This is a genomic window from Actinomadura nitritigenes (assembly GCF_017573545.1).
In the GTDB taxonomy this organism is placed as follows: domain Bacteria; phylum Actinomycetota; class Actinomycetes; order Streptosporangiales; family Streptosporangiaceae; genus Spirillospora; species Spirillospora nitritigenes.
Genome location: NZ_JAGEOK010000007.1, coordinates 346455 through 371481 on the forward strand (window position 1 = coordinate 346455; position 25027 = coordinate 371481).

Annotated in this window: 21 protein-coding genes and 2 rRNA genes; 9 read left to right on the top strand and 14 right to left on the bottom strand. The window is 71.6% G+C overall.

The window, feature by feature from the left end; genetic code table 11:
• Window positions 1–54: 54 nt before the first annotated feature.
• The 4 genes from J4557_RS13285 to J4557_RS13300 form a co-directional block, all read right to left on the bottom strand.
• A complete protein-coding gene (locus J4557_RS13285; protein ID WP_208266801.1) occupies window positions 55–1320 on the bottom strand; it encodes a class I SAM-dependent methyltransferase in 1266 nt (421 codons plus the stop codon).
• A 91-nt stretch (window positions 1321–1411) separates the two neighbouring features.
• Window positions 1412–2779: an FAD-binding oxidoreductase gene (locus tag J4557_RS13290; protein WP_208266802.1), complete on the bottom strand. Its 1368-nt coding sequence runs from the start codon at window positions 2777–2779 to the stop codon at window positions 1412–1414.
• A gap of 210 nt (window positions 2780–2989) precedes the next feature.
• Window positions 2990–3511 (bottom strand): DUF1707 and DUF4870 domain-containing protein, encoded by a 522-nt coding sequence (locus tag J4557_RS13295; RefSeq protein WP_208266803.1) that lies wholly within the window; start codon window positions 3509–3511, stop codon window positions 2990–2992.
• A 35-nt stretch (window positions 3512–3546) separates the two neighbouring features.
• A complete protein-coding gene (locus J4557_RS13300) occupies window positions 3547–4377 on the bottom strand; it encodes a polysaccharide deacetylase family protein (protein ID WP_208266804.1) in 831 nt (276 codons plus the stop codon).
• Window positions 4378–4548: 171 nt separating this feature from the next.
• On the opposite strand from J4557_RS13300, the gene J4557_RS13305 reads away from it, so the two are divergent.
• On the top strand, window positions 4549–4920 hold the full coding sequence (locus tag J4557_RS13305; RefSeq protein WP_208266805.1) for a hypothetical protein: 372 nt from the start codon (window positions 4549–4551) through the stop codon (window positions 4918–4920).
• 478 nt (window positions 4921–5398) lie between these two features.
• Here the strand turns inward: J4557_RS13305 and J4557_RS13310 are convergent, their stop codons facing one another.
• From J4557_RS13310 to J4557_RS13320, 3 genes are all read right to left on the bottom strand, one after another.
• Window positions 5399–5974, bottom strand: coding sequence for a TetR/AcrR family transcriptional regulator (locus J4557_RS13310; protein WP_208266806.1), 576 nt, complete (start codon window positions 5972–5974; stop codon window positions 5399–5401).
• A 120-nt stretch (window positions 5975–6094) separates the two neighbouring features.
• Window positions 6095–7105 carry a DUF4192 domain-containing protein gene (locus J4557_RS13315; RefSeq protein WP_208266807.1) on the bottom strand — a complete coding sequence of 337 codons (1011 nt, stop codon included), beginning with the start codon at window positions 7103–7105 and terminating at the stop codon, window positions 6095–6097.
• Between the two features lie 61 nt (window positions 7106–7166).
• Window positions 7167–7664, bottom strand: coding sequence for a phosphoribosyltransferase (locus J4557_RS13320; protein ID WP_208266808.1), 498 nt, complete (start codon window positions 7662–7664; stop codon window positions 7167–7169).
• 370 nt (window positions 7665–8034) lie between these two features.
• On the opposite strand from J4557_RS13320, the gene J4557_RS13325 reads away from it, so the two are divergent.
• Window positions 8035–10107 carry an ATP-dependent DNA helicase gene (locus J4557_RS13325; protein WP_208266847.1) on the top strand — a complete coding sequence of 691 codons (2073 nt, stop codon included), beginning with the start codon at window positions 8035–8037 and terminating at the stop codon, window positions 10105–10107.
• A 7-nt stretch (window positions 10108–10114) separates the two neighbouring features.
• Here J4557_RS13325 and J4557_RS13330 read toward each other — a convergent pair whose 3' ends face one another.
• The 3 genes from J4557_RS13330 to J4557_RS13340 form a co-directional block, all read right to left on the bottom strand.
• Entirely contained in the window at window positions 10115–11326 is a 1212-nt protein-coding gene (locus J4557_RS13330; RefSeq protein ID WP_208266809.1) for a pyridoxal phosphate-dependent aminotransferase, read from the bottom strand.
• An 85-nt stretch (window positions 11327–11411) separates the two neighbouring features.
• A complete protein-coding gene (locus tag J4557_RS13335; protein WP_208266810.1) occupies window positions 11412–13922 on the bottom strand; it encodes an ABC transporter permease in 2511 nt (836 codons plus the stop codon).
• A complete protein-coding gene (locus J4557_RS13340) occupies window positions 13919–14698 on the bottom strand; it encodes an ABC transporter ATP-binding protein (protein ID WP_208266811.1) in 780 nt (259 codons plus the stop codon). The genes J4557_RS13335 and J4557_RS13340 overlap by 4 nt, the downstream gene beginning before the upstream one ends.
• 239 nt (window positions 14699–14937) lie before the next feature.
• Between J4557_RS13340 and J4557_RS13345 the strand changes: the two genes are divergently transcribed.
• The 5 genes from J4557_RS13345 to J4557_RS13365 all read left to right on the top strand — a co-directional run bounded on the left by J4557_RS13345 (window position 14938) and on the right by J4557_RS13365 (window position 19981).
• Window positions 14938–15708 (top strand): TetR/AcrR family transcriptional regulator, encoded by a 771-nt coding sequence (locus J4557_RS13345; RefSeq protein ID WP_307799732.1) that lies wholly within the window; start codon window positions 14938–14940, stop codon window positions 15706–15708.
• Between the two features lie 60 nt (window positions 15709–15768).
• Window positions 15769–16770: an AurF N-oxygenase family protein gene (locus tag J4557_RS13350; protein WP_208266812.1), complete on the top strand. Its 1002-nt coding sequence runs from the start codon at window positions 15769–15771 to the stop codon at window positions 16768–16770.
• 3 nt (window positions 16771–16773) lie between these two features.
• Window positions 16774–18360, top strand: coding sequence for a flavin-containing monooxygenase (locus J4557_RS13355; RefSeq protein ID WP_208266813.1), 1587 nt, complete (start codon window positions 16774–16776; stop codon window positions 18358–18360).
• Between the two features lie 188 nt (window positions 18361–18548).
• The gene (locus J4557_RS13360; protein WP_208266814.1) at window positions 18549–19361 is read left to right on the top strand and encodes an SDR family NAD(P)-dependent oxidoreductase; all 813 of its coding nucleotides are present in this window, start codon (window positions 18549–18551) and stop codon (window positions 19359–19361) included.
• Between the two features lie 122 nt (window positions 19362–19483).
• On the top strand, window positions 19484–19981 hold the full coding sequence (locus J4557_RS13365; protein WP_208266815.1) for a 2-thiouracil desulfurase family protein: 498 nt from the start codon (window positions 19484–19486) through the stop codon (window positions 19979–19981).
• On the opposite strand, the gene J4557_RS13370 is transcribed toward J4557_RS13365, so the two are convergent.
• Complete coding sequence (locus J4557_RS13370; protein WP_208266816.1) at window positions 19982–20614, bottom strand: TetR/AcrR family transcriptional regulator; 633 nt, start codon at window positions 20612–20614, stop codon at window positions 19982–19984.
• An 80-nt stretch (window positions 20615–20694) separates the two neighbouring features.
• Between J4557_RS13370 and J4557_RS13375 the strand changes: the two genes are divergently transcribed.
• On the top strand, window positions 20695–21414 hold the full coding sequence (locus tag J4557_RS13375) for an SDR family NAD(P)-dependent oxidoreductase (protein WP_208266817.1): 720 nt from the start codon (window positions 20695–20697) through the stop codon (window positions 21412–21414).
• A 27-nt stretch (window positions 21415–21441) separates the two neighbouring features.
• On the opposite strand, the gene J4557_RS13380 is transcribed toward J4557_RS13375, so the two are convergent.
• On the bottom strand, window positions 21442–22386 hold the full coding sequence (locus tag J4557_RS13380) for an AraC family transcriptional regulator (protein WP_208266818.1): 945 nt from the start codon (window positions 22384–22386) through the stop codon (window positions 21442–21444).
• 84 nt (window positions 22387–22470) lie between these two features.
• Between J4557_RS13380 and J4557_RS13385 the strand changes: the two genes are divergently transcribed.
• Window positions 22471–23307 carry an NAD(P)H-binding protein gene (locus J4557_RS13385; protein ID WP_208266819.1) on the top strand — a complete coding sequence of 279 codons (837 nt, stop codon included), beginning with the start codon at window positions 22471–22473 and terminating at the stop codon, window positions 23305–23307.
• A 51-nt stretch (window positions 23308–23358) separates the two neighbouring features.
• On the opposite strand, the gene rrf is transcribed toward J4557_RS13385, so the two are convergent.
• Window positions 23359–23475: ribosomal RNA gene (rrf, locus tag J4557_RS13390) — 5S ribosomal RNA — on the bottom strand.
• Window positions 23476–23633: 158 nt separating this feature from the next.
• Window positions 23634–25027 (bottom strand): 23S ribosomal RNA (locus J4557_RS13395); the annotation flags it as partial.

Sequence of the window (25027 nt, forward strand, 5' to 3'; positions counted from 1 at the left end):
GGCCGGATGACCCGGCCGGCCCGTCGCCGCCGATTCGCGGGAGCCCTGGCGTCGTCACGCGCCCCAGTCGGGGCGCAGCGGCATGTGGCTGTTGCCGTCCTCGTCGAGCTTCACACCGAGGGTCTGGTGCAGCTGGATCCAGTTCTGGTTGAAGCCGAGCACGCAGCCCGCCATGTACACGCGCCACACCCGGGCGGTGCCCTCGCCGACCTCGGCGACGGCCTCGTCCCAGTGCTCGTCCAGGTTCCGGCACCAGCCCGTGAGCGTCCGCGCGTAGTGCTCGCGCAGGTTCTCCTGGTGCCGGATCTCGAAGCCCGCGTCGTTCATCTGCTGCTGGACGTAGCCCGGGCCCTCCAGCTCACCGTCCGGGAACACGTACCGGTTGATGAACCCGTTCTCCTTGCGCGGAGGCGCCAGGTTGTCCGGGCGGGTGATGGTGTGGTTCAGCATCCGCCCGCCGCGCTTCAGCTTCCCGTACAGGAACGAGAAGTACGACGGCAGGTTCGCCTTGCCGATGTGCTCGGTCAGCCCGATGGAGCTGACCGCGTCGAAGCCCGTCTCCGTCACGTCCCGGTAGTCCATGTGCCGGACCTCCGCCAGGTCCGACAGGCCCCGGTCCGCGATGGCCTTCTGCGCCCACTCGGCCTGCTGCTTCGACAGCGTCACGCCGAGCGCCTTCACGCCGTACTCCTTGGCGGCGTGCATCACCATGCCGCCCCAGCCGCAGCCCACGTCCAGCAGCCGCATCCCCGGCTTCAGCCCGATCTTCTTGGCCACCAGGTCGTGCTTGTGGAACTGCGCCTCCTCGAGCGTCGAGTGCTCCTCGGGGAAGCAGGCGCAGGTGTAGGCCATGGACGGCCCGAGCACCCACTCGTAGAACGTGTTGGACACGTCGTAGTGGTGCGAGATCGCCTTCGCGTCGCGCCGCTTGGAGTGCCGCAGCCACGACGGGATGCGGCTGAAGGGGGCCTCCTGCGGCGGCGGGTCCAGCCGGCGCGACATCGCCGCGCGCAGCAGCGGGTCCCCCAGCACCCCGCCCACGATCCGCAGCTTGTCGCGCGGCGTCACGTCACTGAGCGCCTGCTGCATCGTCGTCAGCGCCTCGATCATGTCGCCGTCGACGTCGATCATGCCGGTGACGTACGCGCGGGCCAGCCCCAGCGCCCCCGGCGAGTGCACCAGGTAGGACACCGCGTAGGGCGAGCGCACGTCGAACCGGATGGGCGCGCCGGGCACGCCCGACCGCGAACCGTCGTACGCCGTGAACTCCACTGGCGCCTCAGCCCCGGCGAGCTGCTCGAAGACCCTGGCCAGCGTCATCTTGATCCTCCTGTCTCTTCGCCCCGGACGGGACGACGGTGGTCGACCGCCGGCCTCTCCGGGGCCCACCCCCCGAAACCGCGGACGCCGGTCAGCGTCCGCGCACGCACTTGTCGTAGAGGTCCAGCAGCCGCTCGCCGGGGTCGTACTCCCCCTTGAGCCGCCGGTAGGTCTCCCCGTCGTAGTACCGCCAGAACTCGTCCCTGCTGTAAAAAGCGGTCGAGTACAGGGACTTGTGGCCGTCAAGCTTGGCGACCTGGCGCTCGATCAGCCGGTTGTGGTATTCGGGGATCTGCCCCGGAGGCAGCCGGACCGTCCCCCAGAAGCCGACGTTCACGTACGGGCGGCCGACCTCCAGCGGGTACAGCGGCCACTGCTCCTTCGCGCGCAGCGGGCACAGCCAGATCGGGCTCATCCCGACCTTGCCGTGGAAGAACTCCAGGAACTCCGGCAGCCGCTCGACGGGCACCTCGATGTCCTGGATGACGTCCTCGCGCGGGCGCAGCCCGCGCCACCGCTCCACGCGCGCGAGGAGCTGGTAGCGCCGGTCGTAGGCGACCATCTTGCGGTACACGTCGGACCGCTTGTACTTGTCGGGCCACAGCCGCCGGACGGTCGGGTTCTGCACGCCGAACGCGCCCGAGCACCAGAACCAGTCGGTGTCCCAGCGCCAGATGTAGTCGCGCACCGTCAGGAAGTCGACCGAGCGCTCCTGGATCGACCGGTAGTAGATCCCCTGGCCGGTGTAGTCGGAGGTGTAGGGGGCGTCGTCGGCGAAGAAGCCGAGCGTGATGTACTGCTCGTCCGGGCCGAAGACCGTGCCGTCCACGAAGTCGACGGTCTCGCCCTCGTACACCCCGGACTCGGTGATCTCGCCCATCGCCTTCGCGAGCTCCGCCGCGTCCCCGAACCGCAGGTGCCGCAGCCGGACGTACGGCCGCACCGGCCGCAGCTCGATCTTCAGCCGCAGCGAGTAGCCGAGCGTCCCGTAGGAGTTCGGGAAGCCGTAGAACAGGTCGGCGTGCTCGTTGTCGCGCGTCGCGGTGACGATCCGGCCGTCGCCGGTCAGCATCTCCAGCTCGAGGACGCCCTCGTGCGGGAGGCCGTCCCGGAAGGACGTCGACTCGATGCCGAGCCCCGTCACCGCCCCGCCCAGCGTGATCGTCTTCAGCTGCGGGACGACCGTCGGCATCAGTCCGTGCGGAAGGGTCGCGTCGACCAGGTCCTCGTAGGTGGTCATCCCCTGGACCTGCGCGGTCCGCTCGTCCGCGTCGACGCTCAGCACCCGGTCGAAACCGGACACGTCCAGCCCCGGGGCCGCCGAGGGGTCGCGCCACCGGAACAGGTTCGAGGTCTTCTTCGCCAGCCGCACCGGCGTGCCGGCCGGGATCGCCTCGTACGATCGCCTGAGCGCCTCCACCGCCCGCTGGTGATCGCCCTTGAGCGCAAGCTCCGTCATCTACCCCTCCCTTGCATAGTTAATCCATGATCCCATGTACCGTCCACATAACCCGGACGTTAGGGTCATCACAGGTAGGGAGGGGAATAAAGCCACGGCCATGATCATGTGCGGTCCGGTTCCTCGGGGCAGGCCGCCGGCGGGGCGGCCAACGTTGACCTTTCCCCGGCCCCGCACGCCGACAAACCCGTTCGGGCCGTCCGCGGGCCGCTACTTCACCAGCCGCAGAATCCACGGGTAGCGGAAACCGCGCCCGGCGAGCGCGAACACCGCCGCGATCGCCGACAGGATCCATGTCACCGCGTACAGCGCTCCCCCGACGCCGAACGTCACGATCGTGATCAGCAGCAGCGTCACCTGGAGGTTCAGCGCCTCCATCGCCTGCCGCCGGATGTACTCCGAACGCTTGCCGCTCACCAGCATCAGCACCAGCGGGCCCACGAACAGCGTCGGCACCGCGACCGCGTGCGCCACCGCGGCCAGCATCCGGTCCTCCCCCGTCGGCTCCGCGAGTTCCAGGCCGTGGCCCGCGCGCCCCCGCACCGGCTCCAGATCCCGGGTGACCGCCGTCAGGTCGTCGCGCGTCTTCGCCGTCATCGCCAGATGCGCGCGCATGTCGAACTCGTCGTGGTCGAGCCTGCCCTCGGCGTACGCGTCCTGGAGCCGCCGGACGACCTCGTCCCGCTCGGCGTCGGAGACCCGCAACCGCCCCACCGCGTCACTGCTGTCCATGCCTCCATGCTCGGCGGCGCGCCCGCCGCGGGGCATCAGGGAAGACCCTGACGATCCCCTGAGTCGAGCCGGAGGTACTCCTTCCCGGGGGTGAGCGTGCCGCCGAACAGGTCCGGCACCGTCACGAACGAGTACCCCTGCGCCGCCAGCCTCTCGATGATCATCGGGATGGCCTCCACGGTCGTCGGATGGATGTCGTGCATCAGCACGATGTAGCCGGGCCTGACCGCCTTCAGCACGCGCCGCTCGACGTACGCCGTGTCCCGGTGCTCCCAGTCGAGCGGGTCGACCGTCCAGAGCACCTGCGCCATCCCCATCCGCGCGGCGATGCCGGTCAGCCGCTTCGACAGCGACCCGTACGGCGGCCGCAGCATGGTCGGCGTGACCCCGGACGCCCGCCGGATCGCCTCCTGCGTCCGGGTCAGTTCCGACATGATCTTCTTCGTGGACGCCCGGCCGAGGTCGGCGTGCGTGTAGCTGTGGTCGGCGATCTGGTGCCCCGCCTCGTGCTCGCGCCGCACCAGCTCGGGGAACTTGGCGGCCTGCTGCCCGACGATGAAGAACGTCGCCCGCACATGGTGCGCGGCGAGGATGTCCAGCAGCCTGCCCGTGCTCTCGGCGGGCCCGTCGTCGAAGGTCAGCGCCACGCACTTGGCCCGCCGGCAGTCCACCCGCGCCGGTTCGGCGGGCGGCGCGGGACCGCGCGCCGCGCTCTCGCGGCCGGCGTGCCCGGTCCCCGCGGCCGGCGCGGACGCCGCGGCGAGCCCCACCCGCCGCGGCCCCGGGCCCAGGGTGCTCAGCGCCCCGCACACGGTGGCCGCGAGCACGGCGGCGGCCGCCCGCCGGACCACGATCGGCCCGTCCATCAACACCCCCCGCTGTTGATCTCCCAGGCCCGGCCAGTCTAGGGTGCTGTGCCCGGCTCGCCGGGGACGCCGCCGCTGTGTCGGGAACCCGGCCGCGCCGCGCGTTCGTTGTCCGCAGACACCCGACAGGTCCCGTTCCCCCTCCGGGGCCCCCCGACGACAGGACAGGCGATGAGGTTCCGGGACCGCTTCGGCATCCGCCGGCACCGCGGAGAGACGGTGACCAAGCTCGACCGCGAGGCCACGGCCGCCGACATCGAGGCGCTGATCTCCTTCGCGCGCGACCGCCGGGGCGTCGAGTTCTACATCGAGCCGGAGACCTTCGCCACCGACACCACCGCGGTCGCGGTCGCCCACGACGGCGAGTGGACCCGCCGCCGCGTCGGCTCCCCGAAGGTCATCGGCAAGGTCGCCCGCGACCTCGGCGTCCCCGCCTACGACGTCCAGATCGTCGGCTACCCGCCGCGGATGCGCGCCTGGAATGAGCGCAACCGCGACCGCCGCATCGACCCCGGCACCCCCGGCCAAGCCGTCCGCCCCTGAACCCCCCGCCCCGAGCTCTCCGGCCAAGCCGTCCGCCCCGGTGACTTCCGCCCCAAGACCCGAGCGCGCAAACCTCCAGCCCGCAATCCACCGGCGCTCGTACCTCCGGCACTGAAATCCCGGCGCTCGAACCTCCCCCGCCCCAGACGCCCGGCCCCGAGACGCCCACCGCTGAGACCTCGGCGGCTAAGACCACCACCGCCCACACACCCGAGCCCAAGGCACCCGGCCCCGGAGGCGCCCTGCCGGAGATGCCCGGCCCGGAGACCTCAGCCGCTAAGACCCCTAGCGCTCACATACCCGAGCCCGAGACACCCGGCCCCGAGACGCCCGGCACTGAGACCCCAGCCGCTAGACCACGAGCGCCCAGACACCCGGGCTCAAGGCGCCCGGTCCCGAGACGCCCTGAGCCCGAGACGGTCGGCTCTGAGGCGCCCTCCGCTGAGACCTTCGGGGGCAAGACCTTGGGGGCGAGGCGTCAGGCGGGGGGCCAGTTGCGGAGGAGGGCGTCGACGGCGTCCAGGGTCCGGTGCCAGGACGCGTCGACGTCGCGCGCCGCGCGCGAGTGGTCGAACCCGCCCGCCTCCTCCAGGCTCACGTACCCGTGGAACACGCTGCCCAGCAGCCGCACGGCGTCCGTCTGGTCGGGCTCCGCCAGGTCGTAGCCGCGCAGGAGCGCCCGCATCATCTCCGCGTGCCGGCCCGCGGCGCTGGCGGCCGCCGTCTCGGGGTCGAGCCGGAGCCGCGCCGCGGTGTACCGCCCCGGATGCTCCTTCGCGTACGCCCGGTAGGCGCCCGCGAACGCCACCAGAGCGTCCTTGCCCGCGCGGCCAGCGAGCGCGTCGGCGGCCCTGTCCGCGAGCTCGGCGAGGGCCAGCACCGCCACCCGCGCCCTGAGGTCCTGGACGTTCTTGACGTGCGAGTACAGGCTCGCGTCCTTGACGCCGAACCTGCGCGCGAGCGCGGACACCGTCACGTTCTCGAAGCCGACCTCGTCCGCCAGCTCCGCCGCCGCCCGCGTCAGGCGCTCGGCGCTCAGCCCGGCCCGCGCCATCGGCCCCCTCACTTGCCTATGTCGTCAAAGCAACTCCCTAATGCTCCTAAGTAACCCGACCCGGCGCCCCCGCGCAACACCGGCCGCGCCCACGCGCGTGGTGAAGAGCGGAGGCAGGGGTCAGCTGGCCTCTTGTGTTGGTTCGTCGTGGTAGGCGGCTGCCAGTTGGCCGGGCGTCATGCCTATGCGGGCCTGGGCGGGAGGTATGCCGGCATCGATGAGGCTGCGGAGCAGGACGGCCATGGAGTACGCGGGGTCGGCCTCCAGAGCGCGTTCCAGGGCGACGTTGGCCAGGCCGCCGTCGCCCGCGGAGTAGGCGGCGAACGCCAGGAGGGACGCGGGCGCCGGGACGTAGTGCGGTTCGACGCGGCGGAGGACGTCGCGCCAGAAGGAGATGTCGGCGGCGGGCGCGTCCTCGTCGATGCGGATCCACGCCTCGTCGCGGACGCGCAGGTCGGTGAGGAGGAAGCCGAGCCGGGCGACGTCGTCGTCGGTGGGACGGGTGCCTTCGCGGGCCCGGGCGAGGACGCGGGGGACGTGGTCGAGGCCCTCCTCGGTGGTGCGCGAACGGAACCGGGGCCCGGGCTCCCGGGCCCAGCGCAGGAAGCGTCTCTCGGCCCGTTCGGTGGCGCGGCGCATGGACTCGCGGGCGAGGCCCTCGACGGGCTGGACGGACCGGACGAGTTCGTCGCGGTCGGCGAGCGCGACGTGCCCGGCGAGGGTGGCCTGCGCGGCGATGAGGCTGCTGGAGATGTCGTAGGGCGTGCCTTCGGCGGGGCAGCAGGCGTCGGTGCAGGTGAGGGACCACCACCGGCCGTCGCAGACGCGGACGGACTCCAGGACGTCCAGGCCGGCGGCGGTGAGGGCGGCGGCCGTGGAGCCGGCGGAGCCCTCGACCTCGTCCGCCGGCCCGTAGCCGAGCAGGAGCGCCTTGCGGAACCCGTTGCCGGAGAGCAGCCCGGCGACGCGTTCGCCGGCCCCGGCGGGAACCGGTAAGTCGAGCCGGACCGCGCAGGTTCCGTGCGGGCCGTCGTAGCCGATGACGACGAGGCTGCGGGACGGGTGGAACCCCAGCAGGTAGGGAACGGCGGAGATGGCGTCCTGAGCGGAGCGGATGACCAGTGCTGTCATGTACTCGACACTGGCAGCCGCGCCCGGCGGAGCGAAGGAGCCGCCGAAAATGTGGATAACTTCAGGCGTCGAGGACCTGCTGGGGCCGGTCGACGACGGGCGGCTCGGTCGACCAGGGGAAGTTGATCCAGCGGTCGGTGTGCCGCCAGACGTACTCGCACTTGACGGTGGAGTGCGGCTTCTCGTAGACGACGGCGCAGCGGACGTCGGCGACGTGGTCGGCGCAGAAGTCCCGGACGAGCTTGAGCGTCGCGCCGGTGTCGGCGACGTCGTCGGCGACCAGGACCTTGGCGCCGGACAGGTCGACGGCGTTCGGCACGGGCGGGAGCATCACCGGCAGGTCGAGGCGCTGGTCGACGCCGGTGTAGAACTCGACGTTCATGACGTGCAGGTTCTTGACGTCCAGCGCGTAGCCGAGGGAGCCGGCGACGAACAGCCCGCCGCGGGCGATGGACAGGATCAGGTCGGGCCGGTAACCGCTGGCGGCGATCTCCTGGGCCAGCTCACGTCCGGCGGTGCCGAACAACTCCCAGGTCAGGACTTCTCTTTCAGCAGACACGGCCCCTATCTTGGCCGACCCGCCGCAAAGGGCGTTAACCGGACCCTGCACAGGTCGATGATGATCCCGCACGGCCTCGGCACAGGCCGGCGCGGCCCCTGCGCGGGCCAGGACGGGCCCTCCGCGGGCCCGGTACGGGCCAGGGCGGTCCCTCCGCGGGCCCGGTACGAGCTAGGGCGGGCCCGGTGCGAGCCCGGCGCGAACCCGGTGCAGGCCCTGCGCGGCCAGGGCGGGTCCGCCGTAGAGATGACCAGCTGGTCGTGCGGGGCTCGTCCGCGCGACCGGACGCGGGTGTCCGCCGCGGGCTGTAGCGTTGGGCGACGTGCCCGCCCCTGATCTGCTGACCGACAGCGACACCCAGATTCCGGACATGCCGACCCTGCTGGCCGCCGCCGTCGAGGCCGTCGGGGGCGCCGAGCGCCCCGGTCAGGTGGAGATGGCCGGCGCGGTGGAGAAGGCCATCGCGTCGGGCGAGCACGTCGCGGCGCAGGCGGGCACCGGAACCGGCAAGTCGCTGGCCTACCTCGTCCCGGCGATCCGGTACGCGGTCGAGAAGCAGACCACCGTGGTGGTGTCGACCGCCACGATCGCGCTGCAGCGCCAGCTCGTCGACCGCGACCTGCCACGGCTGGCCGAGGCGCTGAACCCGCTGCTCGGCCGGGAGCTGAAGTTCGCGATCCTCAAGGGCCGGCGCAACTACCTGTGCCTGCACCGGGTGCAGACGGGCGCGCCGGACGACGACGAGGGCGGCGCGGGGCTGTTCGACCCGCAGCAGCTGTCCACGCTGGGACGCCAGGTCAAGCGGCTGAACGAGTGGGCCGAGGAGACCACGACCGGCGACCGGGACGAGCTGGTCCCCGGGGTGAGCGAGCAGGCGTGGCGGCAGGTGGCGGTCACCGCGAAGGAGTGCCTGGGCGCGCAGCGCTGCCCGCAGGGGACGGAGTGCTTCGCCGAGCTGGCGCGCGCCGAGGCGGGCGAGGCGCACATCGTGGTCACCAACCACGCGCTCCTGGCGATCGACGCGCTGGAGGAGTTCCAGGTCCTGCCGGAGCACGACGTGGTGATCGTCGACGAGGCGCACGAGCTGGTCGACCGGGTGACGTCCGTCGCGACGGGGGACCTGAGCGCGGCCGGCGTGGAGATCGCGGCGCGGCGCTGCGGGCGGCTGGTCGAGGAGGGCGTCGCCGACCGGCTCAGGGAGTCCGCGGAGGGGCTCGCCGTCCTGCTGGAGGATCTGCCCGCGGGGCGCATGGACGTGCTGCCCTCCGCGCTGGGCACGACGCTCGCGGCCACGCGCGACGCCCTGCACGCCTGCGTCACGGCGATCGGGCCGGAGAAGAAGGACGCCGACCCCGGTGACATGGCGGCCCGCAAGGCGGCGCGGTCGTCCCTGGAGGAGCTGCACGACACCGCGGTGCGGATGCTGGAGTCGTTCCAGCCCGAGATGTCGCAGCGGTTCGACGTGGTGTGGCTGGAGAAGCCGTTCGTCCAGGACGGGCGCCCGAAGCGCCCGCCGGCGCTGCACGTCGCGCCGATCGGGGTCGGGGGCCTGCTCCGGTCGACGCTGTTCGAGCAGCGCACGGCCGTCCTGACGTCGGCGACGCTCACGCTGGGCGGGTCGTTCGAGCCGCTGGCGCGGCAGTGGGGGCTGCCGCCGCTCGGCGAGAACGCGTCGAAGGACGCGAAGACGGCCGCCGAGGGCCTCGCGCAGACCGCCACCGACGGCGGGGACGGCGCGGACGGGGAGAAGGACGGCAAGGAGATCGCCTGGTCGGGCCTGGACGTCGGGTCGCCGTTCGACCATCCGAAGTCCGGCATCCTGTACGTGGCGCGGCACCTGCCGCAGCCCGGACGGGACGGCCTCGCCGACGCGTACCTGACGGAGATCACCGAGCTGATCGAGGCGGCGGGCGGCCGGACGCTCGGTCTGTTCTCCTCGATGCGGGCCGCCCGGCAGGCCGCCGACGAGCTGAAGGACCACCTGTCGCACCCGCTGCTGTGCCAGGGCGAGGACTCGACGTCCCTGCTGGTCAAGCAGTTCGCGGAGGACGAGCGGACGTGCCTGTTCGGGACGCTGTCGCTGTGGCAGGGCGTGGACGTCCCCGGCCCGTCCCTCCAGCTCGTCATCATGGACCGCATCCCGTTCCCGCGCCCGGACGACCCGGTGTCGTCGGCGCGCGCGCGGGCGGTGGCGGCGCGCGGCGGCAACGGCTTCATGGCGGTCTCCGCGACGCACGCGGCGCTGCTGCTGGCGCAGGGCGCGGGACGGCTGCTGCGGTCGATGGACGACCGCGGCGTGGTCGCCGTGCTCGACCCTCGGCTGGCGACGGCGCGCTACGGCGGCTTCCTGAAGAACTCGCTGCCGCCGTTCTGGGCGACGACCGACCCGGACGTGGTGCGCGGCGCGCTGCGGCGCCTCGACGCCGCCGCGTCCGGGTCGTGACGGCCCGTCAGCGGCGGTAGTCGCCGAGGAATTCGCCGATGCGGCCGACGGCCTCTTCGAGGTCGTCGGCGTACTGCAGCGTGACGACGCGGAAGTGGTCGGTGGACGGCCAGTTGAACCCGGTGCCCTGCACGACGAGGATCTTCTGCTGTTCGAGCAGGTCGAGGGCGAAGCGCATGTCGTCCTCGATCGGGTACATCTCGGGGTCGAGCCGCGGGAACACGTAGAGCGCGCCCTTGGGCCGGACGCAGCTGACGCCGGGCAGGTCGTTGAGCAGCTTCCACGCGCGGTCGCGCTGCTCGCCGAGCCGGCCGGCGGGCAGGACGAGGTCGTCGATGCTCTGGTAGCCGCCGAGCGCGGCCTGGATCGCGTGCTGGCCGGGGACGTTGGGGCACAGCCGCATGTTGGCGAGGATGTCCAGGCCCTCGATGTAGGACTCGGCGTGCTGCTTCGGCCCGGACAGCACGACCCAGCCGGACCGGAACCCGGCGACCCGGTAGTTCTTCGACAGCCCGCCGAAGGTCAGGCACAGCAGGTCGGGCGCGAGCGAGGCGATCGGGACGTGCACGGCGTCGTCGTAGAGGATCCGGTCGTAGATCTCGTCCGCGAAGACGATCAGGTTGCGGCGGCGGGCGATCTCGACGATCTGGGTGAGCACCTCGCGCGGGTACACCGCGCCGGTCGGGTTGTTCGGGTTGATCAGCACGATCGCGCGGGTGCGGTCGCCGATCTTGGCCTCGATGTCGGACAGGCTCGGCGCCCAGTCGGCGGCCTCGTCGCACAGGTAGTGGACGGGGGTGCCGCCGCACAGCGACACCGACGCCGTCCACAGCGGGTAGTCGGGCGCCGGGATCAGCACCTCGTCGCCGTCGTTGAGCAGCGCCTGCAGGGTCATCACGATCAGCTCGGACACGCCGTTGCCGAGGTAGACGTCCTCGACGTCCAGGCCGGTCACGCCGTTGTCCTCGAACCGCTGCACGATGGCGCGGCGGGCGGGGAGGATGCCCTTGGAGTCGCTGTATCCGTGCGCCTCCGGAAGGTTGCGGATCATGTCCTGGAGCAGCTCCGGCGGAGCCTCGAACCCGAAGGGGGCGGGGTTGCCGATGTGCAGCTTGAGGATCTTGTGGCCCTCGGCCTCCAGCTGCTTGGCGCGCTTCAGCACCGGCCCGCGGATGTCGTAACAGACGTTGGTCAGCTTGCCCGACTGGTTGACCTGCATGGACACACAATATCCGCGCCGGGGTCGCGGAATCCGCCCGGGCGCCCGCTCCGCAGGGCCTGCGGAGCGGTCGCCGGGACGGGATTCACGGCGCGGCGACCGCGGCGAGGATCGCCCGGCGGGCGGCGCGGCGGGCGGGCCTGATCGCGGCGAGCGCCCCCGCCACGGCTCCGACCAGCGCGATCACCGCCAGCTGGAGGGGCGGGGCGGCGAACGGGTCCCCGAGCGCGGCACCGAGCCCCCAGCCGAGGAACACGCCGAGGCCGAGCCCGCCGGCGGTGCCGAAAAGCGCGACGATCAGCGACTCCCACCGCACCATCGAGCGGATCTGCGCCCGGGTCGCGCCGACGGCGCGCAGCAGGCCGAGCTCGCGGGTCCGCTCGTGCACCGACAGCGACAGGGTGTTGGCGATGCCGAGCAGCGCGATGATGATCGCGAGGGCGAGCATCCCGTAGACGACGGCGATGAACCCGTTCATGTCGGACGTCTGCGCCTTGACGAACGCGTCGCGGGTCTCGACCTCGGGCGCCCCGTACGGCTCGGCGAGCGCGGTGAGGGCGCGCCGCGCCGACGCGACGGACGCGCCGGGCTTCAGGTCGACGAACGCCCTGGTCACGAGTGGCTGCTTGGTGTGGGCGTCCCAGATCGTCCAGGGCACGAGGTAGTCGCCGGTCAGGTCGGTCCGGTCGTACACGGCGCCCACGTCGACCTGCTGGGAGGTGCCGTCGGCGAAGGTGAGGCCGACGCGGGAACCGGCGTGCCAGCCGCGGTCGTCGGCGATCTTCTTGGAGACCGCGAAGGTGCCGGGGCCGGCGAGCGACCCCTGCGAGACGTCCAGGTCGAGGACCCGGCGCAGCGCGGACGGGTCGCCGACGGACACGGTCGCGACGCGGCCGCCGACCCGCATGCCGCCGGTGCCGAGCCCGGCGACGCCGCGCACCTGCGGCAGCCGGCCCGCCTCGTCGACGAGCCGCGGGGCGAAGCCGCCGGTCTCGTTGCCGCCGCCGTCCACGACGAGCGGGCCCTTGAACGACCCGGCGACGCCGTCCTCCAGGGACGCGCGGAGCGAGCCGACGAACACCGTGAGCAGGGTGACGACGCCGACGCCGATCATCAGCGCGGTCGCGGCGCCGGCGGTGCGGCGCGGGCTGCGCGCGGCGTTGCCGCGGGCCAGCGCGGCGGGCACGCCGCGCAGCCGCGCGGCCGGGGCGCCGGCGACGGCGGCCGCCGGGCGCGCCACGGCGGGCCCGAGCACGACCATCGCGACCAGGCCGAGGACCGCGCCGGAGGCGGCCATCGCCACCTGCCCGCCGGTCGCGCCCAGCACGACCGTGCCGGCGGCGACCGCCGCGAACACCCCGCCGACGATCAGGCGGGTGTCGGACGGCCGGGACGGTTCCGCCGCGACCTCGCGCAGCGCCGCCAGGGGCCGCACGCGGGACGCCCGCAGCGCGGGCCCGAGCGCCGCGACGAGCGTCACCAGCAGCCCGGCCGGGACCGCGACCAGCGGCGTCGTCGCGGAGACGGTGAGCCCCTCCATCGCGATCCCGATCCGGAAGGTCGTGAACAGCAGCCGGAGCAGCGCGGCGAAGCCGAACCCGCCGGCGAGCCCGGCGAGGGTCGCGGCGCCGCCGATCACCAGCGCCTCGATCCCGGCGACGGTCAGCACCTGGCGGCGGCCGGCGCCGAGGGCGCGCAGCAGCGCCGACTCGCGGGTCCGCTGCGCCATCGTGATCGCGAACGTGTTGTGGATGCTGAACGCCGCGACGAACAGGGCCACGCCGCCGAACGCGCCGAGCACGATCCGGAACGTCCTCAGGAAGCCGTCCTGCACGGCGGTCATGCCCTCGTCGACCTGCGCGCGGTTGGTGACGGCCTCGGTCCCGGCGGGCAGCACCGGACGGACGCGCGCGGCCAGCTCGTCCTGGCTCACCCCGCCGGACGCGCGGATCGCGACGCCGCTGATGCGGCCGGGCGTCTTCGCGACGTACCGCTGCGCGCCCTCCAGGCTGAACGCGGTGAACGACGTCTCGCCGAACGCGTCCTCGGAGCCGAACTTGCTGATCCCGACGACCGTCACGGGGACGCGCTCGGGCGTGAGGACGGCCGTGCGGTCGCCGACCTTCAGCTTGCCCTCGTCGGCGAACATCTTGTTGATGACGACCTCGTCCGGCGCGCGCGGCGCGCGTCCCTCGGCGAGCCGGTAGGGGTTGAGCTTCGGGTCGTTCAGCCAGTTCCCGGCGGTCCTCGGGCCGCGGGACGGGATCGTCGTGCCGTCCTTGGCGAGCAGCTGCCCGGAGCCCTGGATGACGGGTTCGGCGTTCGCGACGCCGGCCACCGCGCGCACCTTCCCCAGCACGGACGCGTCGATCTGGCCCCGCGCGCCCCACGGCGCGTCGCTCACCTTGGTGGCGTTGCGGACGCTGACGTCGCTCCTGCCGTACGCACCGGAGAAGTAGCCGTCGATGCTGGACGCGAGCGTGTCGCCGAGCACCAGCGTGCCGGTGAGGAACGTGACGCCGAGGAACACCGCGACCAGCGAGCCGACCATGCGGCGCTTGCGTCCCCACAGCTCCTTGAAGACGAGCCCGGTCATGACCGGTCCCCCAGCCCGCGCATCCGGTCGAGGACCCGGTCGGCCGTGGGCTCGTCCATCACGTCGACGACGCGCCCGTCGGCGAGGAACACGACCGCGTCGGCGTAGCCGGCCGCAACCGGGTCGTGGGTGACCATCGCGACCGTCTGGCCAAGGTCGTCGACGGCGCCGCGGAGCAGGTCGAGCACCTCGGCGCCCGTACGCGAGTCGAGGTTGCCGGTCGGTTCGTCGGCGAACACGATCTGCGGACGGGTGACCAGCGCGCGCGCCAGCGCCACCCTCTGCTGCTGCCCGCCGGACAGTTCCGACGGCTTGTGGTTGAGCCGCTGCCCCAGCCGCAGTACCCGCACCACGGTGTCCAGCCATTCCCGGTCGGGACGGGTGCCGGCCAGCGTCATCGGCAGGACGATGTTGTCCTTCGCGGTGAGCGTCGGGAGCAGGTTGAACGCCTGGAACACGAACCCGATGCGTTCGCGCCGCAGCCGCGTCAGGCGCCGGTCCGAGAGCGACCCGAGCTCCTCGTCGCCCACGTAGACCCTCCCGGACGTGGCGTCCTCCAGGCCCGCCACGCAGTGCATCAGGGTCGATTTGCCGGCGCCGGACGGGCCCATGATGGCGGTGAAGCGCCCGGCGGGGAACGCCACGCTCACCTCGTCGAGCGCGCGCACCGCCATGTCGCCGGCCCCGTAGACCTTGGTGAGCCGTTCCGTGCGGGCGCCGCCCGTGGCCGCGTCCGCCTCGCCGATGGTTCGTCTTGCCTCTGCCGCGTTTCCCATGGCCGGGATCGTCACGCGCCGGTACGGCCCGCGTCGTCCGGCTGGGAGAGGCACCGCGCCTACCCCGCAGGCGGCACCGGCGCGCCCGCGCGTACGACGGGGGCGGCAGCGGAGCCGGACCGGCTACCCCGCCGGGGGTACGCACCGCCGGAGATCAATAAGACGCGTTGTCCAATTGTGATGCGGGCAATATACAAGCAGGCTTGCTTGCTTGTAAGTGTGCTCGTACCGTCGGAGGCGTGTCAGTGAGCAGCCGGCGGCGCCGCCGCCACAGCGGCGGAACGCGCCGGACCCAGGAGGAACGCCGGTCGCGCACCCAGGCCCGGCTCCTCGAGGCCACCATGGAGTGCCTGGTGGACCTCGGCTGGTCCGGCACCTCCACCACCGAGGTGGCCCGCCGCGCGGGCGTCTCGCGCGGGGCGCAGCAGCACCACTACCCGACCAAGATGATCCTGGTCGCGGCGGCGCTGGAGCACCTGCTGGAGGCTCAGCGCATGGCGTACGAGACGGCGTTCGCGGTGCTGCCGAAGGAGCGCCGCGACGTCACCGGCGCGCTCGACCTGCTCTGGGAGGTCTTCCGCGGCCGGCCCGCCAAGGCCCTGATGGAGCTGGCGGTGGCGGCCCGCACCGACGAGGAGCTGCGCCCGCTCTGCGTCGACCTGAACGAGCGGATCCTGCAGACCATCGCCGAGACCTTCGAGAAGCTGTTCCCCGCGAACACGCTGCCGCCCGACTTCACCGACACGATGCTGCGCGGCCTGTTCGCGATGTTCGTCGGGCTGTCGATCCAGAACGCCCTCGACCACGACGCCCGCGGCCACCAGGCCGCGGTGCTCCGCCAGGTGAAGGACATCGCCCGGCTGATCGTCCCGGAGCCCGGCGGCCCCGCCCCCGACGTCGCGCCCGCCTCCGCCCCCGCACCGGAACCCGCACCGGAGCCGGCGCCGGACGGCGAGACCGGCGGCGCGCCACCGCAACGGCCCGCGACCACCGCCGCGGGCGCCTCCTAGCCGCCCACCAGAGTCACCCCCGGCCCCCGCAGGCCGCACACCCCCGAGGGAGCGCCTCACATGCCGAAAGCCCCCACCGAACTCGCCGACGAGGTCCGCGAGCAGGTCAAGGACAGGAAGTCGTATCTCGGCGTCGTCGACCGCCTGAACAAGGCGTCGGTCGACAAGCACTGGGAGGCCTACGCCGACATCCCGTGGGACGACCCCGACTTCGTCGTCGACAAGAACGACCCGCGCTGGGTGCTGCCGCAGTTCGACCGGCTCGGCGAGACCGAGTGGTACCGGTCGCAGCCGCCGGAGATCCAGGCGCAGATCGGGCTGTGGCGGGTCGCCACCGCCATGAAGATCGGCCTGCAGTTCGAGAACCTGCTCAAGCGCGGGCTGCTGAACTACGCCTACCGGCTGCCGAACGGCCGGCCGGAGTTCCGGTACGTCTACCACGAGACGACCGAGGAATGTCACCACGGGATGATGTTCCAGGAGTTCGTGAACCGGACGAAGATGCCGATCCGCGGCATGCCGCGCTCGCTCAGCCTCATCGCGCAGGCCGCGCCGTGGATCCCGCTCGTCAGCACGGAGATGTTCTTCGTGTTCGTGCTGGGCGGCGAGGACCCGATCGACTACGTGCAGCGCAAGTCCCTCAAGGGCGGGCACATCAAGCACCCGCTCGAAGAGACGATCATGAAGATCCACATCGCGGAGGAGGCGCGGCACATCTCCTTCGCCCGCCACTACCTCAAGCACCGGATCCCGACGATGAACCCGGTGCGCCGCCGGATCCTCGGCTTCGCGACCCCCATCGTGCTCGGTGTGATGGCGCGGATCATGCTGTCCCCGCCCGGGCCGATGGTGCGGCACTTCAACATCCCCAAGGACGTCGTCCGGCAGGCCTACAAGAGCCCCGCCTCGCAGGCGGAGATCGCCAACTCGGTCGGCAAGATCCGCGACCTGATGGCCGAGCTCGGCGTGGTCGACCCGGTGAACAAGCGGGTCTGGAAGGCGTTCGGCATCTGGGACCGGCCGGGGACGCGGCGTCCCGTCGACGAGCCCAAGGCCGCCTGAGCGATGGCCGAGGCGAACGGCACCCGCGCGGCGGGGCCGGAGGGTCCCGCCGCGCGTCGGAGCGCCGTGGTGACGCCGGCGGCGGGGCCCGGCGGGCCGTACAAGGTCGTCGTCATCGGGACCGGCTTCTCCGGCCTCGGCATGGCGATCGGGCTGAAGAAGGCCGGCGTGCACGACTTCGTCATCCTGGAGAAGGCGGACGAGGTCGGCGGCACCTGGCGGGAGAACACCTATCCCGGCTGCGCCTGCGACATCATGTCGCTGCTGTACTCCTACTCGTTCGAGCCGAAGAACGACTGGTCCCGGATGTTCCCGAAGCAGGGTGAGCTGCTGCGGTACATCAAGGACATCGTCGGCAAGTACGAGTTGGAGCAGCACATCCGGTTCGGCACCGAGGTCACCGCCGCCGAGTACGACGACGCCACCGACACCTGGCAGCTGTCGATCGAGGGCGCGGGCGCCGAGCCCGGCGAGGTCGTCCGGGGTCGGGCGCTCGCGGCGGGCATGGGCCCGCTCCACCAGCCGAACGTTCCCGACCTGCCCGGCCTCGCGTCGTTCGAGGGCACGACGTTCCACTCCGCCGAGTGGGACCACTCCTACGACCTGGCCGGCAAGCGCGTCGCGGTGGTCGGGACGGGCGCGTCGGCGATCCAGTTCGTCCCGCAGATCGCGAAGAGGGCCGGGTCGCTGACGGTGTTCCAGCGGACGCCGCCGTGGATCATGCCGAAGCCCGATCGCAGGGTGACCGGGCTGGAGAAGGCGCTGTTCCGGCGCGTCCCGGGGTTCCGGCGCGGCTACCGCAACGGGATCTACCTGCTGCAGGAGAGCTTCGTCCTCGGGTTCAAGAACCCGCGCCTGCTCAAGGCCGCGAGCTCGATCGCGCAGTGGCACCTCGCCCGCCAGGTGCCCGACCGGGAGTTGCGCCGCAGGCTCACGCCCGACTACACGATGGGCTGCAAGCGGACGCTGGTGTCCAGCGACTACTACCCGGCGCTGATGCGGCCCAACGTGGAGCTGACCACGGAGGAGATCGCCGAGGTCCGCGAGCACTCGATCGTCACGCGTGACGGCCGGGAGCACGAGGTCGACGCGATCATCTTCGGCACCGGGTTCCACGTCACCGACGCGTTCGAGAACGCGCGGATCACGGGCCGGAACGGGCTGAAGATCCAGGACGCCTGGAGGGACGGCATCGAGGCGCATCTCGGCGTCGCCGTGAAGGGCTTCCCGAACCTGTTCCTGCTGCTCGGCCCGAACTCCGGCCTCGGCCACAACTCGATGATCTTCATCATCGAGGCGCAGGTCCGCTACGTCCTGCAGTGCCTGGCGATGCTGGACGCGGCGGGCGGGGCGCGGGTCTCGGTGAAGCCGTCCGTGCAGGACCGGTTCAACGCCTGGGTGCAGCGCACGTCGGAGGGCGCCGTCTGGGTGGCCGGCGGCTGCGACAGCTGGTACCTGGACCGCAACGGCGTCAACCGGGCCGCCTGGCCCGCGTCGACGGTGAGCTACTGGCTGCGGACGCGCCGCCTCGACCCGCGCGACTTCACGGTGGAGGGGCGCGACGGCGAACCGGCGGTCCCCGTTCCGTAGCCGGGTGAGTGTCGGCCAGGCCGCCCCACCCCGTAGAATCCCGGCAATTGAACAGAACATCCAATTAGACGCCGCGGGCCGGGCCCACTCCCCCTCGGGCCCGGACCCGCGGTACCGGCGCACGCACCGCCCCCGGCACGCCCGGGGCGGGCCCGCGCCGGCACCGAGCATCGAGCGGAGCGCGCAGAATGAGCATCGCGATCGTGACCGGAGGCGCATCCGGCATCGGCCGTGCGATCGCCACGTCCCTGGTGGCGCGCGGCGACACCGTCGTGGTCAGCGACATCAACGCCGACGGCGCCGCGGCCGTCGCGGACAGGCTGAACACCCTCGGCAAGGGCAAGGCGTCCGCCGCCCCCCTCGACGTCACCGACGCCGAGGCCGTCATCGACCTCTACAAGCGCGTGAAGGCCGAGAACGGCCGGCTCGACCTGGTGTTCAACAACGCCGGCATCGCGATCGGCGGGCTGGCCGAGGAGCTCACCCTCGACCACTGGAACCGCGCGATCGACATCAACCTCAAGGGCGTCGTGCACGGCGTGCACGCCGCGTACCCGATCATGCTGGAGCAGGGCCGCGGGCACATCGTCAACACCGCCTCGCTCGCCGGGCTCGTCCCGATGCCGATCGGCATCCCGTACACCGCCACCAAGCACGCCGTGGTCGGCCTGTCGCTCGGCCTGCGCGCCGAGGCCGCCGGGCGCGGCGTCAAGGTCAGCGTGGTCTGCCCGAGCTTCGTCGACACCCCGCTGCTGCACAACGTCAACCCCGACCTGCCCGAGACGCAGCTGAGCGGCAACGCGACCGGCGACATCGCGAAGGCGTCGCCGCGCCTCTACACGGCCGAGAAGCTGGCCCGCGACATCATGAAGGGCGTGGCCAAGAACCAGGCGCTCATCGTCGCCCCCGCCCACGGCCGCCTCGCCTGGCGCGGCGTCCGCCTGAACCCGGCCGCCGCCGTGCGCGTCGCGCAGATCGCCGTCAGCCGCATCGCCAAGTAGCCGCCCCGCCCGCCCGCGCGCGCCCATCCCGCGCGCGGGCGTCTTCGGGCGGTACCGCGGCGGCGGCCACGACGCCGCCGGGCAGCAGCCAGTGGCTCGGCGCCCCGCATAGGCTGAAAGGCGTGGAGCGCATACTGGTCAGTTCCTGCCTCGTGGGACGGCCCGTCCGTTACGACGGGGCCGCCAAGCCCGTGGGCGGCGGCCTCTTCGAGCGGTGGCGTGCGGAAGGCCGGCTCGTGCCGTTCTGCCCCGAGGTGTCGGGCGGCCTGCCCGTCCCCCGGCCGCCCGCCGAGATCGTCGGGGGCGACGGGGGCGCCGTGCTCGACGGCACCGCGCGGGTCGTCACCACTACCGGCACCGACGTGACCGCCGCGTTCCTGCGTGGCGCCCGCCTCGCGCTGGCCGCCGCCGAGCGCGCCGGCGCCCGCATCGCGCTCCTGAAGGAGGGCAGCCCGTCGTGCGGCAGCGGCCGCGTGTACGACGGGACGTTCTCGGGCGTGTCCGCCCCCGGAACGGGCGTGACGACGGCCCTCCTGCGCCGCGAAGGCGTCCGCGTCTTCGGCGAGGACGAGCTCGATGCCGTCCAGGAGCTCCTGACAGCGCTGGAGCGGGCGCGCTGATCAGCCGCCGCCCATGACCTCGGCCATCTCCTCCGGGGACAGCGCGGGGACGGGCAGCGGGTGCGCCGCGCCCGCGCGGAGCCCGTCGAGGTGGACCGCCAGGAACCGGCGCCAGACGGCGGGCTTCGCGTCTCCCGACTCCCGGATGATCTGGGACATCGCCCACATCAGCGGCACCAGGTCCGTGACCTCGAAGTCGCCCCGCAGCTGCCCGGCCCCCTTGGCCCGCTCGGTGATCGCGGCCAGGTGCTCGAATCCGCGACGGCAGGCCTCGCTCAGCTCGGACGCGAGCGGGAAGCGGCGCGCGAGCACGTCGTTGAGCCCCCGGTCCTCCGCCTGGAGCGCGACGATCCCTTCGAGGAAGGCGGCGAACCCCGACCAGGGATCGGGGTCGTCCAGCGCCGCAGCGGCGAGCCGGTCGAGCTCGGCCAGCCGGACGGGGAAGATCGCGTCGAAGAGGTCCTGCCGCGCGGGGAAGTGGTTGTAGAGCGTGCCGATGCTGACCCCGGCGCGGCGCGCGACCTCCTCCAGCGGCGCGTCGAGACCGCGGTCCCCGAACACCTGCGCCCCGGCCGCCACCAGCTTCTCGCGGTTCCGCGCGGCGTCGGCCCGCACCGGCCTGCTCCTGAACATGCCGCCATCCTACGAAGTTGAGGAAACCCTCGACTTTCAACTAACTTGAGGAGCTCCTCAACTTCTTGGAGGTCCCGACCATGACCGCGACGACCGTCGTCATCGGTGTCGGCCCCGGGCTCGGCATGTCGATCGCCCACCGGTTCGGCCGCGAAGGGCACGCGATCGCCCTCATCTCCCGCAACGCCTCACGCCACGCGGGCTACATCGCGTCGCTGGCGTCCGCCGGCATCGAGGCGACGTCCCATCCGGCGGACATCCGCGACCGCGACGGGCTGCTCCGCGCCCTCGACGCGATCACCGCGCGGCATGGCGCCATCGACGTCGTCTACTACGGTCCCGGCGCGGCCGACCCGGCCGCCCGCCCGGTGCCCATCACCGAGACGGACGTCCCCGCCGCCCAGGAGGCGATGAGCTGGGTGTACCCGGCCGTCGACACGGTCCGCGCGGTGCTGCCCGGCATGCTGGAGCGCGGAGACGGCGGGCTGCTGTTCGCCGGCGGCCTCAGCTCGGTCGTCCCGCTGCCGGCGATCGGGAACCTGGCGATCTCGTCCGCCGCCCTCCGCAACTACGCGATCACCCTGAACGCCGAACTGGCCGGCCGCGGCGTGTACGCGGGCACCCTCACCATCGGCGGCCTCATCGAGCGCGGCGACATCCATCGCATGTTCCTCGCGGAGGCGGACCGGCTCGGCGGCCTCACGGTCGGGACGCTCGACCCGGACGTCCTCGCCGACGCGGCCTGGGACCTTTACAAGAACCGCGACAGCGCCGAGACGACCTTCAACGTCCTCACCTGACTCCCCGCCCCGGAGAAGGCGACGGGGTCAGTCCGTCCCGCGCCGCCAGCGGGACGGACTGACGCCCCGGGCACGCTTGAAGGCCACGCTGAAGGCGAACGCGTCCTCGTAGCCGACCTCGCGCCCTACGGCGGCGACCGTCGCGTCAGTGTCGCGCAGCAGGTCGGCCGCCAGGGTCATCCGCCATCCGGTGAGGTAAGTGAGCGGAGGCTCGCCCACCAGCCCGGTGAAGCGCGCCGCGAACGACGCGCGGGACATCCCGGCCTCGGCGGCGAGCGCGGCGACGGTCCAGCGTCGCGCCGGGTCCTCGTGCAGCAGGCGCAGCGCGTCACCGACCGCCGGATCCGCCAGCGCCCCGTACCAGGACGGCAGCTCCGACTCCGGGCGCGCGCACCAGGCCCGAAGCGCCAGGACGAGCACCAGGTCCAGCAGCCGGTGCAGGACGGCGTCCTGGCCGGGTTCGTCGCGGCCGACCTCGGCGGCGAGCAGGTCGAGCGCGCCCCGCGTCCGGGGCCCGGCGGGGACGACCGCCACCACGGGAAGCATCTGGAGGATCCGCCCGCCCACGTCGCCGTGCAGCTCGTAGGCGCCGCGAAGCATGACGGTGGCACCGGGCAGCCCGTCACCGTAGGTGCGGGGAGCGAGGCTCCACTCCGCGCCCGCGACCGGATCGCCGCTGTCGGCCCGGTACTTCTTCCCCTGCCGGATCACGACCTGGGCGGGAGTGGACGGGTCGTCCGCGATCGTGTACTCGCCGGCCGCGGTGATGAGGGCGATGTCGCCCGCGGCGAGGCGCACCGGCGCCGCGCCGGGCTCGTCGAGCCGGACCGCCGCGTGGCCGCCGAGCGTGGCCACGACCGTGAGCGCAGCCGCATCGGCGAAGGTCAGCGCCCACGGCGGGCGCTGGACCAGCTGCCTGACCAGCGCATCACCCGCGCGCGCCCGGTGCAGCAGATCGCTCAGGACGTCCATGCCGTATCACGCTAGACGATGACAAAGGTATCTGAGACGTTCTCTCATGGATCGTCTTACGGGTCATGCGGTTGCGTAGTGGCCATGGACACCACACTCATCCTCGGCGCCACCGGGAAGACCGGACGCCGCATCGTCCGGCGGCTGCGCGCCGCCGGGCATTCCGTTCGCACCGCGTCCCGCACGGGAAGCGACGTGAACGTCGACCTCGGCGACCCGGCGACCTGGCCGGTGGCCCTCGACGGCGCCACCGCCGTCTACCTCCTGGAGCCCGTCCTCCAGCCGGTCCCGGACCGCGACGCGCGCATCCCGGCATTCGTGGCCGAGGCGGCTTCCGCCGGCGTGCGGCGCCTCGTCCTGCTCTCCGCCCACGGGGTGGGCGACGCCACCGACGACCACCCCCTCAAGTCCGCCGAGCGGGCCGTGCGCGAATCCGGTGTCGGCTGGACGATCCTGCGGCCCGGCTGGTTCGCGCAGAACTTCAGCGAGGCGTTCTGGAAGCCGTGGGTCCTCAGCGGCACCCTGGCCGTGCCGACCGGGGACGGCCGCACCCCGTTCATCGATGCAGAGGACATCGCCGAGGTAGCGGCGGACGCGCTCACCGACGACCGGCACAACGGCCGGACCTACCAGCTCACCGGACCGCGTGCGATCGGCTTCGCCGAGGCCGCCGAGATCATCGGCAAGGCCATCGGGCGCACGGTCCGCCACGTCGACGTCACCCCGGAGGTCTTCGCCGAACGGCTGACCTCGAACGGCGTCCACGCGGAGGCCGCCCGGATGCTCGCCGGCCTCCTCGCGAACATCCGCGACGACCGGGAGGCGGCGGTGTCCGACGGCGTCGACCAGGCCCTCGGCCGGCCGCCCAAGCCGTTCGAGGCCTATGTCGCGGAGGCCGCCGCGGCAGGCCACTGGGACTGACCCCAGAAATGCGGAAGGCCCCGCCGTAACGGCGGGGCCTTCCTAAAAAATGTCCGGCGGTGTCCTACTCTCCCACACAGTCTCCCATGCAGTACCATCGGCGCTGAAGGGCTTAACTTCCGGGTTCGGAATGGGACCGGGTGTTTCCCCTCCGCCATAACCACCGAACGCCTCACGCACCACCCCAACGGGGTGGGCAAACTCGACGTCCCGAGCAGCCGGCTCAGGCAACATATTCACTTAACAAACGGGTTCCCGGATTGTTTTCTGGGAACCACACAGGGACGCGAACACCACACAACAGCGATTCGAATTGAACGTTCAGTGTGTTCAAGCCACTCGGCCTATTAGTACCGGTCAACTCCACACGTTACCGTGCTTCCATACCCGGCCTATCAACCCAATCGTCTATTGGGAGCCTTACCCCCACCGAAATGGGGAGGGAGAACTCATCTCGAGGAAGGCTTCCCGCTTAGATGCTTTCAGCGGTTATCCCGACCGAACGTAGCCAACCAGCCGTGCCCCTGGCGGGACAACTGGCACACCAGAGGTTCGTCCGTCCCGGTCCTCTCGTACTAGGGACAGACCCTCTCAATTCTCCTACGCGCGCAGCGGATAGGGACCGAACTGTCTCGCGACGTTCTAAACCCAGCTCGCGTGCCGCTTTAATGGGCGAACAGCCCAACCCTTGGGACCTACTCCAGCCCCAGGATGCGACGAGCCGACATCGAGGTGCCAAACCATCCCGTCGATATGGACTCTTGGGGAAGATCAGCCTGTTATCCCCGGGGTACCTTTTAGCCGTTGAGCGACACCACTTCCACACGTAGGTGCCGGATCACTAGGCCCTGCTTTCGCACCTGCTCGACACGTCCGTCTCACAGTCAAGCTCCCTTGTGCCCTTGCACTCGCCACCTGATTGCCAACCAGGCTGAGGGAACCTTTGGGCGCCTCCGTTACTCTTTGGGAGGCAACCGCCCCAGTTAAACTACCCACCAGGCACTGTCCCCCACCCGGATACACGGGCGCGGGTTAGACGCTCAAAACGACCAGAGTGGTATTTCACCAATGACTCCACCCACACTGGCGTGCGGGCTTCACAGTCTCCCACCTATCCTACACAAACCGTTCCAAACGCCAATGCCAAGCTGTAGTGAAGGTCCCGGGGTCTTTCCGTCCTGCTGCGCGAAACGAGCATCTTTACTCGTACTGCAATTTCACCGGGCCTGTGGTTGAGACAGCGGGGAAGTCGTTACGCCATTCGTGCAGGTCGGAACTTACCCGACAAGGAATTTCGCTACCTTAGGATGGTTATAGTTACCACCGCCGTTTACCGGCGCTTAGATTCTCAGCTTCGACCCGAAAGTCTAACCGGTCCTCTTAACGTTCCGGCACCGGGCAGGCGTCAGTCCGTATACAGCGTCTTACGACTTCGCACGGACCTGTGTTTTTAGTAAACAGTCGCTTCCCCCTGGCCTCTGCGACCACACCCAGCTCCCACCGCAAGGGCGTTCACCAAGCATGGTCCCCCTTCTCCCAAAGTTACGGGGGCAATTTGCCGAGTTCCTTAACCACAGTTCACCCGATCGCCTTGGTATTCTCTACCTGACCACCTGAGTCGGTTTAGGGTACGGGCCGCCGGTACACTCGCTAGAGGCTTTTCTCGGCAGCATGGGATCACTCACTTCACCTAAAACGGCTCGGCATCACATCTCACCCT

Coding starts and splice junctions, on each gene's coding strand:
- J4557_RS13285 (WP_208266801.1), bottom strand. CDS start 1,320: ATGACGCTGGCCAGGGTCTTCGAGCAGCTCGCCGGGGCTGAGGCGCCA.
- J4557_RS13290 (WP_208266802.1), bottom strand. CDS start 2,779: ATGACGGAGCTTGCGCTCAAGGGCGATCACCAGCGGGCGGTGGAGGCG.
- J4557_RS13295 (WP_208266803.1), bottom strand. CDS start 3,511: ATGGACAGCAGTGACGCGGTGGGGCGGTTGCGGGTCTCCGACGCCGAG.
- J4557_RS13300 (WP_208266804.1), bottom strand. CDS start 4,377: ATGGACGGGCCGATCGTGGTCCGGCGGGCGGCCGCCGCCGTGCTCGCG.
- J4557_RS13305 (WP_208266805.1), top strand. CDS start 4,549: ATGAGGTTCCGGGACCGCTTCGGCATCCGCCGGCACCGCGGAGAGACG.
- J4557_RS13310 (WP_208266806.1), bottom strand. CDS start 5,974: ATGGCGCGGGCCGGGCTGAGCGCCGAGCGCCTGACGCGGGCGGCGGCG.
- J4557_RS13315 (WP_208266807.1), bottom strand. CDS start 7,105: ATGACAGCACTGGTCATCCGCTCCGCTCAGGACGCCATCTCCGCCGTT.
- J4557_RS13325 (WP_208266847.1), top strand. CDS start 8,035: ATGCCGACCCTGCTGGCCGCCGCCGTCGAGGCCGTCGGGGGCGCCGAG.
- J4557_RS13330 (WP_208266809.1), bottom strand. CDS start 11,326: ATGCAGGTCAACCAGTCGGGCAAGCTGACCAACGTCTGTTACGACATC.
- J4557_RS13335 (WP_208266810.1), bottom strand. CDS start 13,922: ATGACCGGGCTCGTCTTCAAGGAGCTGTGGGGACGCAAGCGCCGCATG.
- J4557_RS13340 (WP_208266811.1), bottom strand. CDS start 14,698: ATGGGAAACGCGGCAGAGGCAAGACGAACCATCGGCGAGGCGGACGCG.
- J4557_RS13350 (WP_208266812.1), top strand. CDS start 15,769: ATGCCGAAAGCCCCCACCGAACTCGCCGACGAGGTCCGCGAGCAGGTC.
- J4557_RS13355 (WP_208266813.1), top strand. CDS start 16,774: ATGGCCGAGGCGAACGGCACCCGCGCGGCGGGGCCGGAGGGTCCCGCC.
- J4557_RS13360 (WP_208266814.1), top strand. CDS start 18,549: ATGAGCATCGCGATCGTGACCGGAGGCGCATCCGGCATCGGCCGTGCG.
- J4557_RS13370 (WP_208266816.1), bottom strand. CDS start 20,614: ATGTTCAGGAGCAGGCCGGTGCGGGCCGACGCCGCGCGGAACCGCGAG.
- J4557_RS13375 (WP_208266817.1), top strand. CDS start 20,695: ATGACCGCGACGACCGTCGTCATCGGTGTCGGCCCCGGGCTCGGCATG.
- J4557_RS13380 (WP_208266818.1), bottom strand. CDS start 22,386: ATGGACGTCCTGAGCGATCTGCTGCACCGGGCGCGCGCGGGTGATGCG.
- J4557_RS13385 (WP_208266819.1), top strand. CDS start 22,471: ATGGACACCACACTCATCCTCGGCGCCACCGGGAAGACCGGACGCCGC.